The 16,258-nt window shown below is 62.8% G+C and carries 11 protein-coding genes; 7 read left to right on the top strand and 4 right to left on the bottom strand.

Annotation, left to right across the window (positions count from 1 at the left end; translation table 11 throughout):
• The first annotated feature begins 49 nt into the window (after positions 1–49).
• A complete protein-coding gene (locus BANT918_RS08465) occupies positions 50–4,939 on the top strand; it encodes an NAD-glutamate dehydrogenase (protein ID WP_101619839.1) in 4,890 nt (1,629 codons plus the stop codon).
• A gap of 140 nt (positions 4,940–5,079) precedes the next feature.
• A complete protein-coding gene (locus tag BANT918_RS08460; RefSeq protein ID WP_101619838.1) occupies positions 5,080–6,594 on the top strand; it encodes a sensor histidine kinase in 1,515 nt (504 codons plus the stop codon).
• Positions 6,595–6,799: 205 nt separating this feature from the next.
• Here the strand turns inward: BANT918_RS08460 and BANT918_RS08455 are convergent, their stop codons facing one another.
• Positions 6,800–7,048 carry a WhiB family transcriptional regulator gene (locus tag BANT918_RS08455; protein WP_009884680.1) on the bottom strand — a complete coding sequence of 83 codons (249 nt, stop codon included), beginning with the start codon at positions 7,046–7,048 and terminating at the stop codon, positions 6,800–6,802.
• A gap of 360 nt (positions 7,049–7,408) precedes the next feature.
• Here BANT918_RS08455 and BANT918_RS08450 point away from each other — a divergent pair, with 360 nt between their 5' ends.
• From BANT918_RS08450 to BANT918_RS08435, 4 genes are all read left to right on the top strand, one after another.
• Positions 7,409–7,963 carry a gamma carbonic anhydrase family protein gene (locus tag BANT918_RS08450; RefSeq protein ID WP_101619837.1) on the top strand — a complete coding sequence of 185 codons (555 nt, stop codon included), beginning with the start codon at positions 7,409–7,411 and terminating at the stop codon, positions 7,961–7,963.
• Positions 7,964–8,093: 130 nt separating this feature from the next.
• Positions 8,094–9,512 carry an NAD(P)H-quinone dehydrogenase gene (locus BANT918_RS08445; protein ID WP_101619836.1) on the top strand — a complete coding sequence of 473 codons (1,419 nt, stop codon included), beginning with the start codon at positions 8,094–8,096 and terminating at the stop codon, positions 9,510–9,512.
• Positions 9,513–9,630: 118 nt separating this feature from the next.
• Positions 9,631–9,972 (top strand): YciI family protein, encoded by a 342-nt coding sequence (locus BANT918_RS08440; RefSeq protein ID WP_101619835.1) that lies wholly within the window; start codon positions 9,631–9,633, stop codon positions 9,970–9,972.
• Positions 9,972–11,252 (top strand): RNA polymerase sigma factor, encoded by a 1,281-nt coding sequence (locus tag BANT918_RS08435; RefSeq protein ID WP_101619834.1) that lies wholly within the window; start codon positions 9,972–9,974, stop codon positions 11,250–11,252. Before BANT918_RS08440 ends, BANT918_RS08435 begins: the two co-directional genes overlap by 1 nt.
• A 27-nt stretch (positions 11,253–11,279) precedes the next feature.
• On the opposite strand, the gene BANT918_RS08430 is transcribed toward BANT918_RS08435, so the two are convergent.
• From BANT918_RS08430 to BANT918_RS08420, 3 genes are all read right to left on the bottom strand, one after another.
• On the bottom strand, positions 11,280–13,088 hold the full coding sequence (locus BANT918_RS08430) for an acetyl/propionyl/methylcrotonyl-CoA carboxylase subunit alpha (protein WP_101619833.1): 1,809 nt from the start codon (positions 13,086–13,088) through the stop codon (positions 11,280–11,282).
• Between the two features lie 123 nt (positions 13,089–13,211).
• Positions 13,212–13,880 carry a Maf family protein gene (locus BANT918_RS08425; RefSeq protein WP_101619832.1) on the bottom strand — a complete coding sequence of 223 codons (669 nt, stop codon included), beginning with the start codon at positions 13,878–13,880 and terminating at the stop codon, positions 13,212–13,214.
• Positions 13,877–14,815, bottom strand: coding sequence for an SGNH/GDSL hydrolase family protein (locus BANT918_RS08420; RefSeq protein ID WP_101619831.1), 939 nt, complete (start codon positions 14,813–14,815; stop codon positions 13,877–13,879). Before BANT918_RS08420 ends, BANT918_RS08425 begins: the two co-directional genes overlap by 4 nt.
• Positions 14,816–14,892: 77 nt before the next feature.
• Between BANT918_RS08420 and BANT918_RS08415 the strand changes: the two genes are divergently transcribed.
• On the top strand, positions 14,893–16,251 hold the full coding sequence (locus tag BANT918_RS08415; protein WP_101619830.1) for an AI-2E family transporter: 1,359 nt from the start codon (positions 14,893–14,895) through the stop codon (positions 16,249–16,251).
• The last annotated feature ends 7 nt before the right edge of the window (positions 16,252–16,258 follow it).

The following is a 16,258-nucleotide window of genomic DNA, read 5'->3' as shown; positions in this document are numbered from 1 at the left end:
GTTTGATGTCGAACCGCAGTAAATTTTGCGCGCTGATCATAGAGGTGACATGGTGTCTCAGGTCTCATATTCGGACATTGCAGAAGAGTGGAGGAAGCAGAGGGGACAAGGTGCCCCGGAGAACTTCATCGAGGCGTACTATCCGCGCCTCGAACCCGGCACTTCCGAAGCAGGAACAGAGGCATTGGCCGCGGCGGCCGCCTCGCACTACGCGCTAGGGCTTGAGTACGACGGCAGATCACCGGCGATCTCGATCTACAACCCTGATATCGACTCGCCCGAGTTCCGAGACAACCACACTGTCATCTCCATGGTCCTGACCGACATGCCCCACCTTGTCTCCTCGATCGTCAGCGATCTGGCGGCCAGTGGTCGTGCGATCCGTCTGGTCCACCACCCCATCATCGCCGTCGAAGGACTGGGCTCCGACCTGTCCGTACTGTCCCGGACCGAGGCCCCAGCGGTCTCCGCCGATACCGCTGGCATCCCGCTCATATCCGAATCCGCCGAGGCGAGCGGATCCGTCCTTCCGCAGCAGCAGTCCTGGATTCGCCTCGAGATCGATCGACTTGCGGAAGAGGACCTCCCCGGGCTCGAGGACCAGCTGCGCAGCGTTCTCGACTACGTTTCGGCCGCGGCCACCGATGCCAGCGCCATGGCGATTCGGGCCAAGGACATTGCGAAGGAACTGCAGGCGCAGCCTCCACGTTCAGAACTCGCTTCCGAAGCCGAGGCAGCCGCGGAGCTGCTCAACTGGCTTGACGGCCACTTCACCTTCCTCGGATACCGCGAATACGACTACTCTCACGATGAGAGCCAGAGCAGCCTCGAGCCGATTGAGCACACGTCCCTGGGCATCTCCGCACTGCGGCCCCTGGTGAAATCTCCTCTGAGTCGGGCCGTTGCCGACAAAGCCCTTGAACCGCATGTGCTGGTGCTGACGAAGGCGAACTCACGTTCACACGTGATCCGCAGGTCCTTCATGGACTACATCGGGGTCAAGACCTTCGACTCGGCGGGTGAGATCGTCGGTGAGCGCCGCTTCGTCGGTGTCTTCAAGCCTGAGTTCTACAACGACAGCGTTCTCAACATTCCGGTGATCAACCGCAAGGTGCGCAAGATCCTCTCCGCCAGCGGATTCCCCGCCGGCTCCCATTCGGCGAATGAGCTCCTCGGTGTCCTCGAGACCTACCCGCGCGATGACCTCCTGCATGACGAGACCGCGACGATCTTCGAGGTTGTCATGCAGATCGTGGACATGCAGGAGCGTCGCCAATCACGGGTCTTCGTCCGCCGTGACCCCTACCAGCGGTTCGTCTCCGTCATCCTCTACCTGCCCCGCGATCTCTACGACACGTCGGCGCGCATGCGGGTCCAGGAGGTGCTGCGGAAGTTCTACCACGCTGAGAGCGTCGACTTCGATGTGCTGCTGACCGAATCCGCATTGGCCCGCATTCACTTCGTGGCCCGCGTCGCCCGTGACGTCGAACTGCCGCAGATCGACCCACAGACTGTGGAGAAGCGGATCGTCGGCGCCGTGCGCTCCTGGTCCGAAGACGTCCACGCATTCCTTGCCCCCACAGAGCGAGGCGACAACGACAGTTCGGTCGCTCGCGCCAACCGGTGGTCGAAGGCCTTCCCACCCAGCTACGAAGAACACCACTCTCCCGCCGACGCAATCGCCGACGTCGCACGGTTCGAGGCCCTTGATGACGGTGACGGACCTGCCGTGCGCCTCTACCGCCCCGAGGACTCCACGGATGCCCCGGTGCGTCTGGCCCTCTACCGCGATGAACGTGTCGGGTTGTCGGAGGTGCTGCCGTTCCTCACTGCCTTCGGAGCGACCGTTCTCGACGAACGTCCCCATGAGGTGGACCTCCTCGACGGATCACACCGCTATATCTACGACTTCGGGCTCACCTTCCCCGAAGACCTCGACGATGCTGACTTTGAACGGATCTCCGATGCTTTCATCGCCGGTTGGGAGGGCAAGAAGGAAGCCGGAGTCTTCGACCGTCTCGTCGTCTGCGGTATGCACTGGAAGCACGTGACGATCATCCGCGCACTGGGCAAATACCTGCGTCAAGCCGGTTTCACCTACTCCGACGCCTACGTCGGCGAGGTCTACAGCGACAATCCGGACATCTCACGGCTCCTGGTGGACTACTTCTTCGCGAAGTTCGATCCCTCCGCTGACGACGCCGGACGCGAAGACAGGATGACCGAACTCAACGAGTCGGTTGAGTCGGCACTCAGCGATGTCGCCAGCCTCGACGCGGACCGCGTCCTGCGTTCTTCTCTCGAACTGCTGCGTGCCACTGTGAGGACGAACTACTTCCTCGACGAGACCGGCGAACTGCCGACGGCACTCGTGCTCAAGATCCGCGCCAACGAACTCAGCTTCGTGCCCAAGCCCAAACCCGCATTGGAGATGTGGGTGTACTCGCCTCAGGTCGAAGGCGTGCACCTGCGCTTCGGCACGGTGGCCCGTGGCGGCCTGCGGTGGTCCGATCGTCGAGACGACTTCCGCACCGAGGTCCTCGGGCTGGTCAAGGCTCAGATGGTGAAGAATGCCCTCATCGTCCCGACCGGTGCCAAGGGCGGTTTCTTCCCCAAGCAGCTGCCTCCGATGAGCAACCGCGATGCTTGGATGGCCGCTGGCCAAGCTGCCTACGAGGTCTTCATCGAAAGCCTCCTCGAGGTCGCTGACAATCTGGTCTACGGCGCCGATGGCGCCCAAGAGGTCGTCCGCCCGGAGCGCGTGGTCCGACACGACGGCGATGACTACTATCTCGTCGTCGCTGCCGATAAGGGCACCGCACGCTTCTCGGATGTGGCCAACGCCATCGCCGAACGGCGCGGCTTCTGGCTCGGCGACGCATTCGCCTCCGGCGGATCGGTCGGCTATGACCACAAGAAGATGGCCATCACCTCCCGCGGTGCATGGAAGTCCGTCGAGCGACACTTCCGCGAACTCGGTGTCAACACCGCGGCCGATGACTTCACGGTTGTGGGGATCGGGGACATGAGCGGTGACGTCTTCGGCAACGGCATGCTGCGCAGCGAGCACATCCGTCTCGTTGCGGCCTTCGACCATCGGGACATCTTCCTTGATCCCAATCCGGACGCGGCACGCAGCTTCGTCGAACGCCAACGTCTCTTCGATCTGCCGCGCTCAAGCTGGCAGGACTACGACCGGGAGCTCATCTCCACCGGCGGCGGAGTCTTCCCCCGATCGGCGAAGTCCGTTGACCTCAGCCCCGAGGCCGCGACAGTTCTGGGCCTCGAGCCCGGCAAGCGCAGCCCAGCTGAGCTGATGTCGCAGATTCTCAAGGCCCCCGTCGATCTCGTCTACAACGGCGGCATCGGCACCTACATCAAGTCCTCGGACGAGAGCCATGGCGATGTTGGGGACAAGGCCAATGACCCCATCCGCATCGACGGTCGCGATGTGCGCAGCCGGGTCGTCGGAGAAGGCGGCAACCTCGGTGTGACTCAACTGGGCAGGGTCGAAGCGGCACTGAATGGCGTTGCCATCAACACCGACGCCGTCGACAACTCGGCAGGCGTGGACAGCTCCGACCACGAGGTCAACATCAAGCTGCTCCTGCGCACTCTGCTCCACAAGGGCGCCTTCGCCGCTGAGGATCGCGAACGCGTCCTGCTGTCCTTCACCGACGATGTCGCCGATCGGGTGTTGGCCAACAACTACGCCCAGAATGTCGTCCTCGGTGAGGCACGGGCACAGACTGAATCGATGTCAGGCACCTATGGCCGGATGCTCAGCTATCTGGAGACGAACGCCGATCTCGATCGTCAGGTTGAGTTCCTGCCCGATGCGCAGGACCTGAACAAACGCGAGTTCAGTTCCTATGTCTCCCCGGAGCTGGCGGTTCTCCTCGCCTACGCCAAGATGCATGCCGCCGATGAGATCCTGGACAGCGTGGTTCCCGATGAGGAATGGATGAAGCGGGAACTGACCTCCTACTTCCCCGATTCCCTTGTCGAGAAGTACGGAGAGCTCATCCCGGAGCACCCCCTGCACCGGGAGATTGCGACAGCCAAACTCGTCAACCGGATGATCGACCGCGGTGGACTCACCTACGTCTACCGGATGTTGGAAGAGACTCCCGCTTCAGTGCCGCAGATCGCTCGTGTCTTCGTCGTCGTCTCCGAGATCTTCGGACTCGACGACTTCTTCGAGGCGGTGTGTGCACTCGACAACAAGGTGTCAACCGAGGTTCAGGTCCAGCTCCAGCACGCCTATGTGCGTCTGCTCGATCGGTCCTCGCGCTGGTTGGTGCAGCAGGCACCAGACACCCTCGACGTCGATTCCGGCATTGAGAAGTACGGCAACGTCGTCGAGGCTCTGCGGGGCCGAGTACCCGACCTCGTCGATGGTTTCGACGCCGAGAGCATGAGGACCACGGCGCAGGGATACATCGACGAAGGCGTGCCGAGCGAACTCGCGTGGCGCGCGGCAGCCCTGCTCGACGAATTCGTCCTCCTCGACGTCGCTCAGTTGGCAGGTCGGACGAACGAATCCGCGGAGGATGTCGCCGAGGTGTACTACGCCGTCAACGACAAGTTCTCCGGTTCGCAGCTGCTGACACTCATCGGCAACCTCGACCGCAGTGATCGGTGGTCGGCACTGGCCCGCGGCTCATTGCGCGATGACTTCTACTCGGCCATCCTTTCAGTGGTCGGCACGGTTCTCGCCGCGACGGACTCGCCGATCTCCGGGACTCCGGATGAGCGTGCTGGCCAGCGCCTGGCAGAATGGCTCGAACGCAACGACACCGTGGCCGCACGGGTGCTGGACACGACCGAGACGATCCTGGGACTCGAAACCGTCACCCAGGCACCGCTGTCGGTGCTGCTGCGCATGATGCGCGGTGTCGTCCGTTCCTCGGCATGGGAATCGGAGCAGGCCGTCTGAGCAGGCACCGCTGCAGATCAGTGATAGCGTCAGATCATTGCTGACGTCGACGGACTTCGCGGGCTTGGAGCCTGCGGGTCTGTCGGCGTCTGTGCCGCCATCATCGGCCTGTGCCGTTGCCCATCCGGAAGAAGAACACAGTGCTCAACGAACTTTTGGCCGCCGAAGGCATCACCGACGAAACTGATGTCGAACACATCCACCTATTGGTGGGGGACTGGCAGCTCATCGCCGATCTGTCCTTCGCCGATCTCGTCCTGTGGGTACCCTCGGCCAGCGGCTCCTACACAGTGGTGGCGCACTCGCGTCCGACCACGGGTGCGACCATGTTCAATCGCGATCTCATCGGAGCCCGAGCCACCGGACTCGAGCGCGAACTCCTGGTCAGGGCAGCAAGCTCACACGAGCTGGTGACGAAGGTGGCCCAGGCGAAACCCATGGGTGTCAACGCCGGCACCGATGACACTGAAGTCTCCGCCGAGGCGGTGCCCCTCGTCCGTGAGGGAACGACGATCGCCATCATGGTCCGGTACTCAGAAGAGGTCCGGCGTCGGGGTTCGTCGCGCCTCGAGAAGTTCTACCGTCAGTCGGCAATGTCGTTGCTGACCATGATCGCGCAGGGTGCTTTCCCTGACCGAGAGGCTCCCAGCGGCGCTCGGCACGGCGAACCACGTGTCGGCGACGGAATCTTCATCCTTGATCGTGACTCCCACGTCCAGTATGCGTCCCCGAACGCAGTCTCACTCATGCACCGTCTGGGGCACAACGGTGAGATCGAAGGGGATTACCTCGCTGAGGTGGTGTCGAGTCTGAGCGCAGAGCTGCGCCAGGTCGATGAGACTCTGCCGCTCGTGCTCACCGGTCGTGCCCCCTGGCGGACCGAGCTCGAGGTCGGTCGTACGAGTGTGTCCCTGCGGGCGCTGCCGCTGACCGATGACGGCAATCGGACCGGCGCGATCGTCCTTGCCCGAGATGTATCGGAGATCAGACGACGCAAGCGCGAACTGCTTTCACGCGATGCGATGATCAAAGAGATGCACCATCGGGTCAAGAACAATCTGCAGACCGTTTCGGCACTGCTCCGATTGCAGACGCGTCGGATCGACAGCCCGGAGGCGAAGGGTGCTCTGACGGAGGCGATGCGCCGAGTCTCGATCATCGCCGTCGTCCATGACGTGCTCAGCCAGGGGGTTGAGTCCGAGGTGGACTTCGACGAGGTCGTCGACAAAGGACTGCGCCTGACTCCCGAGCTGACGAGCCCACTGGTGCAGGTCAGCCTCAAACGCTGCGGCAGCTTCGGCACCATCTCCTCAGCTGACGCTACCTCTTTGGCGCTGGCGATCACCGAGCTCATCACCAATGCCATCGAACACGGATTCCCGGTTTCGGAGCAGGAGAAGCTGGCCCCGGGCGAAACGCTCACCGGTCATGTCTGGGTGACGCCGCAGCACGAGGGCGATCATCTGCACGTGACTATCGCCGACGACGGCGTGGGGCTGGGGGAGGACCACAATCCTGGCAACGGGCTGGGAACGCAGATCGTCAAGACCCTGGTATCTGCCGACCTGGCGGGTTCGATCCAATGGCAGGAGCGTGAAGGCGGCGGAACCGTGGCGATCCTCGACGTGCCGCTGCGCACCGACTCCTACGACTGATTCTGCACCGTCGCCGCTGAACCATGCGGCGGTATGGATGGCGCGTTGCTGCACGAATGGCGCGCTGTGGCATGAAGAGTGCGCCGTGTTCCGAGGAACACGGACGTGCGCGGACACGATTGAGTCCCTTGCTCGAAATGCGAAGATCTCGTATTCCGAGCAAGGGACTCAACGTGCGACCGACTGTCTCCAGCCGCTGAAGGTCTCAGCCAGCGCGGCGGGCACGTGCGGCGCGACGTTTGAGCGCCCGGCGCTCATCCTCGCTGAGGCCGCCCCAGACGCCAGCATCCTGACCGGATTCCAGGGCCCACTGCAGGCAGGTCTCGACTACTTCACAGCGGCGGCATACAGTCTTAGCCTCTTCGATCTGAAGCAGGGCGGGACCGGTGTTTCCGATCGGGAAGAACAGTTCCGGATCCTCATTGAGGCATGCTGCACGATGTCGCCAATCCATGGTGACCTTTCGACGAATTAGGTGAACGCGGTGTACGACACCTAGATTCCAGGCGCGCAACTCTCTTACCCAAGGTTCACATAACCGTTTTGGGCACACAAGGGTAATGCAGTGTGAAATTTCTGACAAATATTTTCCTCATTGTCCTGCTATGGGCCCCTTGATGCAAATTCGTCCACTTCACTTCCTTCTCGTGGCACCAGGCAACGACGACATCATGATGGATTCTTCCTCCAAGGTGCGGCAGGTTCACGGTTAGACTGGCGATGAAGCGACTGGTCATCTGCGCGGCAAACCCACATCGCCGCCGGCTCAGTCGAATACGAGAACCGAATCGCAACCTGAACCAGTGGAGGACTCATGACAACGGACAATCTGTCCCATGCCCGCATCATCTCGGTTGGTGGGCACACCCCTCAGATCGATCCCGATGCGTTCATCGCCGCCGGTGCCACCCTGGTCGGGGACGTGAGGGTGAAGAAGGGGGCCAGCATCTTCTACGGCTGCGTGCTTCGCGCAGAAGCCGCCCCGATCACCATCGGCGAGGACTCGAATGTGCAGGACAACACGGTCATGCACACTGATGAGGGCAAACCCGTCGTCATCGGTTCGCGAGTCTCCATCGGCCATCAGGCTCTTGTTCATGGGGCAGTGGTTGACGACGACGTCCTCATCGGCATGCACGCCACCGTCCTCAACGATGCCCACGTGGGCTCCGAGTCGCTTGTCGCCGCAGGTGCGATCGTCCTCGAGGGCACCGAGATCGCGCCCCGGTCGCTGGTGGCAGGAGTCCCGGCCAAGGTCCGTCGGGAGATGACGGACGAAGGAGTGGAGAAGGTACGCCAGAACGCGCAGTCGTACCTGCGTCTGTCGGCGCTCCATCGGGATACTGCCGAAATCGTCGATGGGCTCTGAGGTGTCTCCGGCTCTGAGGCGTCTGGAAGCCGCAGATACATCGAATGGCCTTTTCGATGCTGTTCCGCAGTCGTTTTCAGAACCGCAGCGCCCATTCGCCCTGTCGTCCACTATTTGAGAGAATTGCACTGTGAACACTGAAACTGAATCCACTGCAGATCGAGTCGTCATCATCGGTGGTGGCCCGGGCGGATACGAGGCCGCACTGGTTGCCGCCCAATTGGGCGCGGATGTGATGCTCATCGAGCGCAACCGTTGTGGTGGGGCCGCCGTCATCACCGACGTCGTACCGTCGAAATCACTCATTGCCACGGCCGAGATGATGGAAGAGATCTGCCGCTCTGAGAGCATGGGCATCCGTATCCACGGCAGCGAGGGCGATGACGGCGATACGGTCACCGCAGACCTCAAGGCCGTCAACAAGCGCATCCTGTCCCTGGCCGACGCTCAGGCCAACGACATCTACGAAGGTCTCATCCGCTCCGGCGTCAAGGTGATCCAGGGGACTGCGACCCTGGCTGACCGTGACCACGTCGATGTCGTCGAAGACGGCGGCACGGAGTACACCCTCGAGGCCTCGACGATCCTCCTGTCGGTGGGCTCTCATCCTCGTGAACTCGACTCGGCGAAGCCGGACGGGGAGCGAATCCTGACATGGACACAGCTCTACGGCCTCGATGAGCTGCCCGAACACCTCATCGTCGTCGGTTCCGGTGTCACCGGTGCTGAGTTCGCATCCGCCTACCGTGCGCTGGGAACGAAGGTCACTCTGGTCTCCTCCCGTGAGAAGGTCCTGCCGGGTCAGGACGAGGATGCCGCCGACGTATTGGAGTTCGTTTTCCGCAATAAGGGGATGAACGTCCTCTCCCGGTCGCGTGCCGACTCGGTCAAGCGCACCGAGAACGGTGTGGAGGTGACCCTGTCCGATGGGCGCCGGGTCGAAGGTTCGCACTGTCTGATGGCGGTCGGTTCCATCCCGAATACCGAAAACCTGGGTCTGAGTGCCGCGAAGGTCAAGGTCAAGGAGTCCGGTCATATCAAGGTCGACGGTGTCTCGCGCACCTCCCGCTCCGGCGTCTACGCGGCAGGAGACTGCACCGGTGTGTTTCCCCTGGCGTCCGTGGCCGCTATGCAGGGGCGGATTGCGATGTTCCATGCGCTCGGCGATGCCGTGCAGCCGCTGAAGCTTCGTCACGTGGCATCAAACGTGTTCACGGCCCCTGAGATCGCAACCGTCGGCTTCACCCAGTCCGACTATCTGGAGAACTCGACGGACATCGATACGGTGATGCTGCCTCTGGACACGAATCCTCGCGCCAAGATGCTGGGCATCAAGGACGGCTTCGTCAAGCTCTTCGCCCGCCGAGGTTCGGGTTCGATTCTGGGCGGAGTCATCGTCGGCCCTCGTGCCAGCGAGCTCATCCTGCCGATCACCATGGCCGTGGAGAACCGTCTGACAGTCGATCAGCTCTCCGCCTCGTTCGTCGTGTACCCGTCGGTGAGTGGATCCCTGACCGAGGCATCACGGCGGCTGCACCGCCACCTATAGAAGATTTCTCTCTCCGAGCTGTCGATATCGGTATCCTTCACCCGTCAGTATGGTGTCAGGCGCCTTCGCTTGACGTGCCCGGCAGATGTCGGCGCACCTTTGATGTAGGGAGAGAGAAATGAAGTATGCACTTCTGCTCATGGGAAATGTCGCCGATGCCGAATGCGGTGCGGACGAGGGACCTGATCCCAGCGAGTTCATGGCCTTCGACGAGGAGATCAATGCGGCGGGCATCGTTGTCGGAGGCTTCTCCCTCGAAGGCCCTGACACTGGTGTGCGAGTCAGTACTCAATTCGCGGAAACTGTAGTCACGTCAGGACCGTTCGCAGAAGGCGGTGACTTCGTCGGCGGAAGCTACATCATCGAGGTCGCAGGTATTGACGAGGCGATCGCGTGGGCAGAGAAGAGCCCGGCCTCCACTCTGGGACACATCGAGATACGGCCCCTCGCCGATTACTGATGTTCTCTGCAGACAATGCCGAGCAGTCGGCGGTCGCCCGGATCCTCCACACAATCGATGTCGAGGACCGTGGGCGACTGCTTGCAGCTCTGGCAGCAAAATTTCATGATCTCGACCTAGCCGCCGACGTCCTCCAAGAGGCAATGGTGCGCGCCTTGGAAACGTGGACCAAGCGGGGTATCCCGCAGAATCCACAGGCATGGCTGATGACGGCTGCGAAGAATCGAGCGCTCGACATCATCCGCTCTGATGCGGTGAAGGCACGCCAACTTGCCAGACTTCGAATCGAATCTGAAGTCTGCAGTGGTGATCACTTGAACCACGCGGGCCGCCTCGGCGAAGAGCTGAGCTCGGTGAGCATTCCCGACGAACGCCTGAGCCTGTTCTTCACCTGCTCACACCCGACGTTGAAGGAACGGGAGAAGATCGCTCTCATCCTGCGCTTCCTGGCCGGTCTGAGTACAGCTGAGGTGGCAGCAGTATTCCTCGTGGATACGGCGACCATGCAGCAGCGGATCGTCAGAGCCAAGAAAAGGATCACCACGACGGGAGTACCTTTTGGCACACCCACAGCGGAGCAGTTGCACGAGCGCCTTCCCGGGGTCCTGCGGGTTGTCTATCTCATCTTCACACAGGGGTTCACACCAACGACCGGTGGCGCCCACAGCCGTATCGATATGCAGCGGGAGGCAATTGCATTGGCCGTGACGCTGCTGCCCCAAGAGACGGAGGCCAGAGGCCTGCTGTCGTTGTTGCTGCTCACGGGTGCGCGAGCCGAGGCACGCATCGACTCTGCAGGGGCACCTGTGCCTTTGGCCGAGCAGGATCGCAGGCTGTGGGATTCGAGGCACATCGCCGAAGGGCTGGGACTGGCGCTCACCGCCGCGGGTGAACCAGAGGCTGGCCCCTACACAGTGCAAGCCACTATTGCGGCACTGCACGCAGAAGCGGCCACCTATTCGGACACCGACTGGGAGCAGATCCTTGTCCTCTACGGCATCCTCTCGAGGATGGAGCCTGGCCCCGTGGTGGAGCTGAACCGGGCCGTGGCCAGGGGGAAGGCGAAGGGCCCTGAGGACGGGCTCACTGCGCTCGAGGATTTGGCTGCAGAACCAGGGTTGGAGGGATATCGCCCGTTCCACATCGCACGGGCCCTCACCCTCAGGGAGTTGGGCATGCCCGAACTTGCAGGGGCGGCCTTCAGGAGGGCACTGGACTGCCCGGGGAATGATGCCGAATCCGATTACCTCGAGACACAGATCAGGGATCTGCTCTCCTGAAGCTGACTCAGGCGACGAAAGGCCGACTCAGGCGGCGAAACGGACGATCGGCTCGCCGGACTTCACCGAGACACCGGAGTCGACGAGCACCTCGGCGACGGTTCCCGAATGACCGGCCTTGAGCGGCTGCTCCATCTTCATCGCCTCGATCACGGCCAGCGTGTCGCCGGCTTCGACCGTGTCACCGGCAGCGACGGTCACGGACACGATCGTGCCCTGCATGGGCGCGTTGAGCGAGTTCGAATCGTCGGCCAGCTGAGCTCCCTTGCGGCTGAGGCCGCGTTTGCGGCGCGGCACACTCGGGCTGGGGACATGCCCGAGGTCGGCGATGACGTCCTTGGGGACCGAGACGGTCATCCGACGGCCATCGACCTCGACCACAACACTGAAACTGTCGGTTGCTGTGCTCATCTGATCTCCTGGTTGCGGGTCGGTGAGTGGATTGACGAAAGTGGTTTCGAGCCAATTGGTCCAGACCTCGAAGTCCTGGGCGAAGGCCTTCTGTGCGACGAGGACGCGGTGGAGGGGAAGCAGAGTCGATACGCCCTCGATGCGGTACTCGTCCAAGGCCCGTCGAGCGCGCGCCAAAGCCTGCTTCCTGTCGGCTCCAGTGATGATGAGCTTGGCCAGCATCGGATCGAAGTCGGTGCCCACGATGCTGCCTTCGCCGATGCCCGAGTCCAGGCGCACGCCTGGCCCGGCTGGAGCCCGGTGGTTCTTCACCATGCCTGTGGCGGGGAAATAAGTCGTGGGGTCTTCGGCATTGATCCGAAATTGGATCGAGTGACCACGGACCGGCGGGAACGCCTCCGGCAGGTGCTCTCCCGAGGCGATGCGCAGCTGCCAGGCGACGAGGTCGACTCCCGTGACCTCTTCTGTCACGGTGTGCTCGACCTGGATCCGCGCGTTGGCCTCCATGAAGATGATCGTGCCGTCCGTGCCCAAAAGGAATTCGCATGTGGCCGCACCTACATAGCCGACATGGGCGAGAACGCGGATGGAGGCTTCGGTGATGAGTCCTTCTTGAGCGGAGGTGAGGAACGGCGCCGGAGCCTCCTCGACGATCTTCTGATTCCGGCGCTGCAGCGTGCAGTCGCGGGTGGAGAGGACGTGCACGTTCCCGTGGGCATCGGCGAGGCACTGGGTCTCGATGTGGCGCGGGCGCACAATCTGCTTCTCGATGAGGCATTCTCCGCGTCCGAAGGCGCTGAGTGCTTCCCGGGTTGCTGCAGCGTAGGCGGTCTCGAGGTCTTCGGCTGCGGCACAGGCGCGAAATCCACGCCCGCCGCCGCCATGCACTGCCTTGATGACGACTGGATAACCGATCCGCTGGGCCACCTCGGCGGCCTCTGTCAGATCTGCGACGGCGCCGTCGGAACCGGGGGCGACCGGAGCAGAAACGGCCTCTGCGACTTCGCGAGCACCGGACTTGTCACCAAGGAGCTCGATCGCGGACGGGGGAGGACCGATCCAGGTCAGGCCGGCGTCAATCACGGCCTGAGCGAACAGTGCGTTCTCGGCCAGATAGCCGTAGCCGGGGTGGATCGCATCGGCGCCTGAGCGTTTGGCCAGGGCAAGGATCTTGCCGATGTCGAGATAGGTCTCCCCAGGGCCGGCTCCTTCGAGGAGCCATGCGTCGTCGGCCAGCTGCACGAAATCGGCGTCCGAGTCGGCGCGGGTATAGATGGCGATGGCCTTGACACCGAGGTCGTGGGCCGCCCGGATGATGCGCAGTGCGATCTCACCGCGGTTGGCGATGAGGACGCGGCGCACAGCAGCTGTGGGGACGCGGGTGTGCAACGGTGCAGGCGACTGTTCGGGGAGAACTGTGGTCATGGCGCTCCTTTGTATGATCACAGAACAATTTAGAGATCTACGCCAAGCGTTTGTAGGTGAGAGCTAAAAACTTCGGCCGAAAACTTACATGCCTTCGGGCGTGTCCGTGTGCTCTCAGCGATTCTACGCCCGTGGTGACCACAGATCGGGCCAGAACAGGCCCGCGTCGCGAACCAAATCACGGACCACAGGGAGGCTGAGACCGAGGACGGTGAGATGGTCGCCTACAAGTCGTTCGACAAATGCTCCGCCGTACCCGTCGATGGTCAGTGCACCGGCCACGTGGAAGGGCTCCTCGGTCGCGATGTATGCTTCGAGCTCTTCAGGAGTGGGTTCGCCGATGAGCACCGAGGTCGTCGATCGCTTCGAGCGGATGTCGACGAGTTCGAAGTTCGCTGCCGACGTGTCCGCGCGTTTGAGCACGGCGAGCGTGTGCCCCGAGTGCAGAGCGGTCCACGCCCCGGCTATGTCCGCCCACACCTCGCGCGTACGTTCGGCCGTTCCAGGTTTGCCGATCGCTTGGCCATCATGCTCGAGCAGCGAATCCCCGGCGATGATCACCGCCGTATCCGCTGTGTCCAGCTGTGCCGGAGGGGAGGCGAGCACACGGTCGACGACGGCACGCGACTTCGCCTCGGACAGTGCCGTGGTGAGATCCGCAACGGTGCCCTCGAAGGTTGCTTCGATGGCGGGTTCGTCGACTTCGGAGACGATGATGATCGGGTCGATTCCCGATGCGGTGAGGACCTGTCGGCGGGCCGGGGACTGTGAGGCCAGGACGACAGGGATCACGGGGCTGCCTCAGCTGCGAGGGCAGGGTCGGGGTCTGCCTCAGGTTCCGTCTCCGACTGCGGTGCAGGGGCGGGCCTGCGGGCGACTTCGCCCTTTTCCGGTATGTCGAGGCTGCGATCGACTTCGATGGGAGCCTCGATGCGATCGGCGATCGCTGCGAGAACGGTCGAGGACAACTGGGCATAGCCCAGGGTGCTGGGGAAGCGCCCGGATTCATTGAGCAATGATTTTCGCGTGGTCCCACTCAGTGAACCGGTGGCCCGCAACGGGGTGGCGCGGGCAGCCAGAGCGGCCAGCCACTGTGAACCGGCGAGCACACGCGAAGTCCGTCGCAAGGAGGTCTTGAGTGGATCCCGCAGCCCCGGAAGGCCGCCGAGGTTGGGGCAGACCAGAACGAACACCGTGTACCTGCCCTCCCTCTGGAGTCGATTGATCGCCTGGTTGAGTACGGGGATGCCGATGGTGCCGTGAATCGGGTGGATGATGTCGCCGGTACCGATGGAGATGATCGCGAATCGACGCTGTTGGGTCCAGGATTCGGAGAGCTGCCGCGAGAGCCAGGCGGAGCGCAGAATCTCATCGACTTGGCGCGGCAGATCCTCGGACAGGGTTGAGGGTCGTGCAGCTGATTGGACGCGAACGGTGGTGCCGAGGATGCGGCCAAGCCCCCGGGCGATGAGTTTCGGAGGAGCCAACGCTGGGTCGTCGACATCGATTCCACAGAGCCAGGAGTCGCCGATGATCGCCAGCGCGGCGGAATCATCGTCATCGTAGCCGCGTGGGGGAGCGACCGCCTCGGCGAAGGTGGAATATGTGCGCTGTGCGTCATCGTCGAATGCCTTGCGGAGCGCGCCTGCCTGGTGGCGGAGGAGACCAACGGCCGATGCGCCGACACCGACGGCCGTTCCCGTCAGGGTGGCGAAAGTGTACAACATGCGTTTTCCCACGAAACTCCCTCCTTTATCCGTCATCATTGCACTTCCCAGAGCCTCCCAACAACTATTGTTGAGTTATGTCTGACAAAGAGAAGAAGCAATCCCCGAATCGGTTCCGTGGGGCCTGGGAGGCGTTCCGCAAGGGCCGCAATGACGGCCGTTCCACACCGTCCAAGCAGGCTCCACGTGCGCAGGACGTCAGTGCCGAGGAGATCGCGCACAGCCGCATCGAAGCCGAAGCTGTCCCCTATGTGGCCCCGGGCCTCAAACTCGCAGCCGCGTGGTCCTGGCGCTCGATAGTCGTACTCGTCGCTATCGGCGTCGCATTCTGGCTGTTGGCGAAGATCTCGAGCGTCGTTCTGCCGGTGCTCATCGCCCTCCTGCTCACAGCGCTCCTGGCGCCATTCACCAACTGGATGGTGAAGAAGGGGCTGCCCCGGGTCGCCGCCGCGCTCACCGCCTTCCTCGGGTTCATCGTCGTCGTCTCGGGACTCCTGACCTTGGTCGGCCAGCAGATCTACTCGGGTATGCCAGACCTCGTCGACCAGGTGATCACAGGGTTCTCCGGAATCAGCGACTGGTTGGCCACCAGGCCCTTCGGTCTGGACGCGTCGACGGTCTCCGGTTATATCGACGATTCGATCGATACGGCCACGAACTTCTTCCAGAACAACAGCTCCCAGCTCCTCGGCGGCGCGTGGCAGGCGACGTCGTCGGTCGGCACATTCCTCACCGGTGCCGCAGTGTGCCTGTTCGCCACCTTCTTCTTCCTCTATGACGGAGAGAAGATCTTCCGCTGGGCGATGCGTCTGCTGCCTCTGCCGGCCCAGCCCACCGCCACCGGAGCTTCGGAGCGTGGCTGGACCACCCTCGTCCAGTACGTGCGTGTTCAGGTCCTCGTGGCCGGCGTCGACGCCATCGGCATCGGCATCGGTGCCGCGTTCCTCGGGATCCCGCTGGTCATTCCGCTGACAGTGCTCGTATTCCTGGCCTCGTTCGTCCCCGTCGTCGGTGCGATCGCCTCGGGCGTCGTGGCTATTATCGTCGCCCTGGTCTCCAGCGGTCCGGTCAGTGCCATCATCATGCTGGCTGTGGTCATCGCCGTGCAGCAGATCGAAAGTCAGATCCTGCAGCCCTTCCTCATGGGCAAGGCCGTTTCAGTCCACCCGCTCGCAGTCATCCTCGCAGTGACCGGCGGTGGCTTCCTGTTCGGCATCGTCGGCGCGCTGTTCGCGGTCCCTATGGTCGCCGTCCTCAACACGGTAGTGACCTACATCGTCCGAGCCAAGAACCCGAATGGTCCGTCCGATGGGGAAGGGGATCAGGCCTCAGCCGTGCTGGAGAGGGCGAAGGGCAAGCTCGACACCACCATCCACGAGGCTGCGGTCGAGACATCCGACGATGACTTGACGAAGGGCGGAGGCCAAACCGAATGAGTCGGTC

This window comes from Brevibacterium antiquum CNRZ 918 (assembly GCF_900169145.1).
Taxonomy (GTDB): Bacteria; Actinomycetota; Actinomycetes; order Actinomycetales; family Brevibacteriaceae; genus Brevibacterium; species Brevibacterium koreense.
Note: the sequence above shows the minus strand (reverse complement) of the source record. Positions and strands in the feature narration are given on the sequence as shown.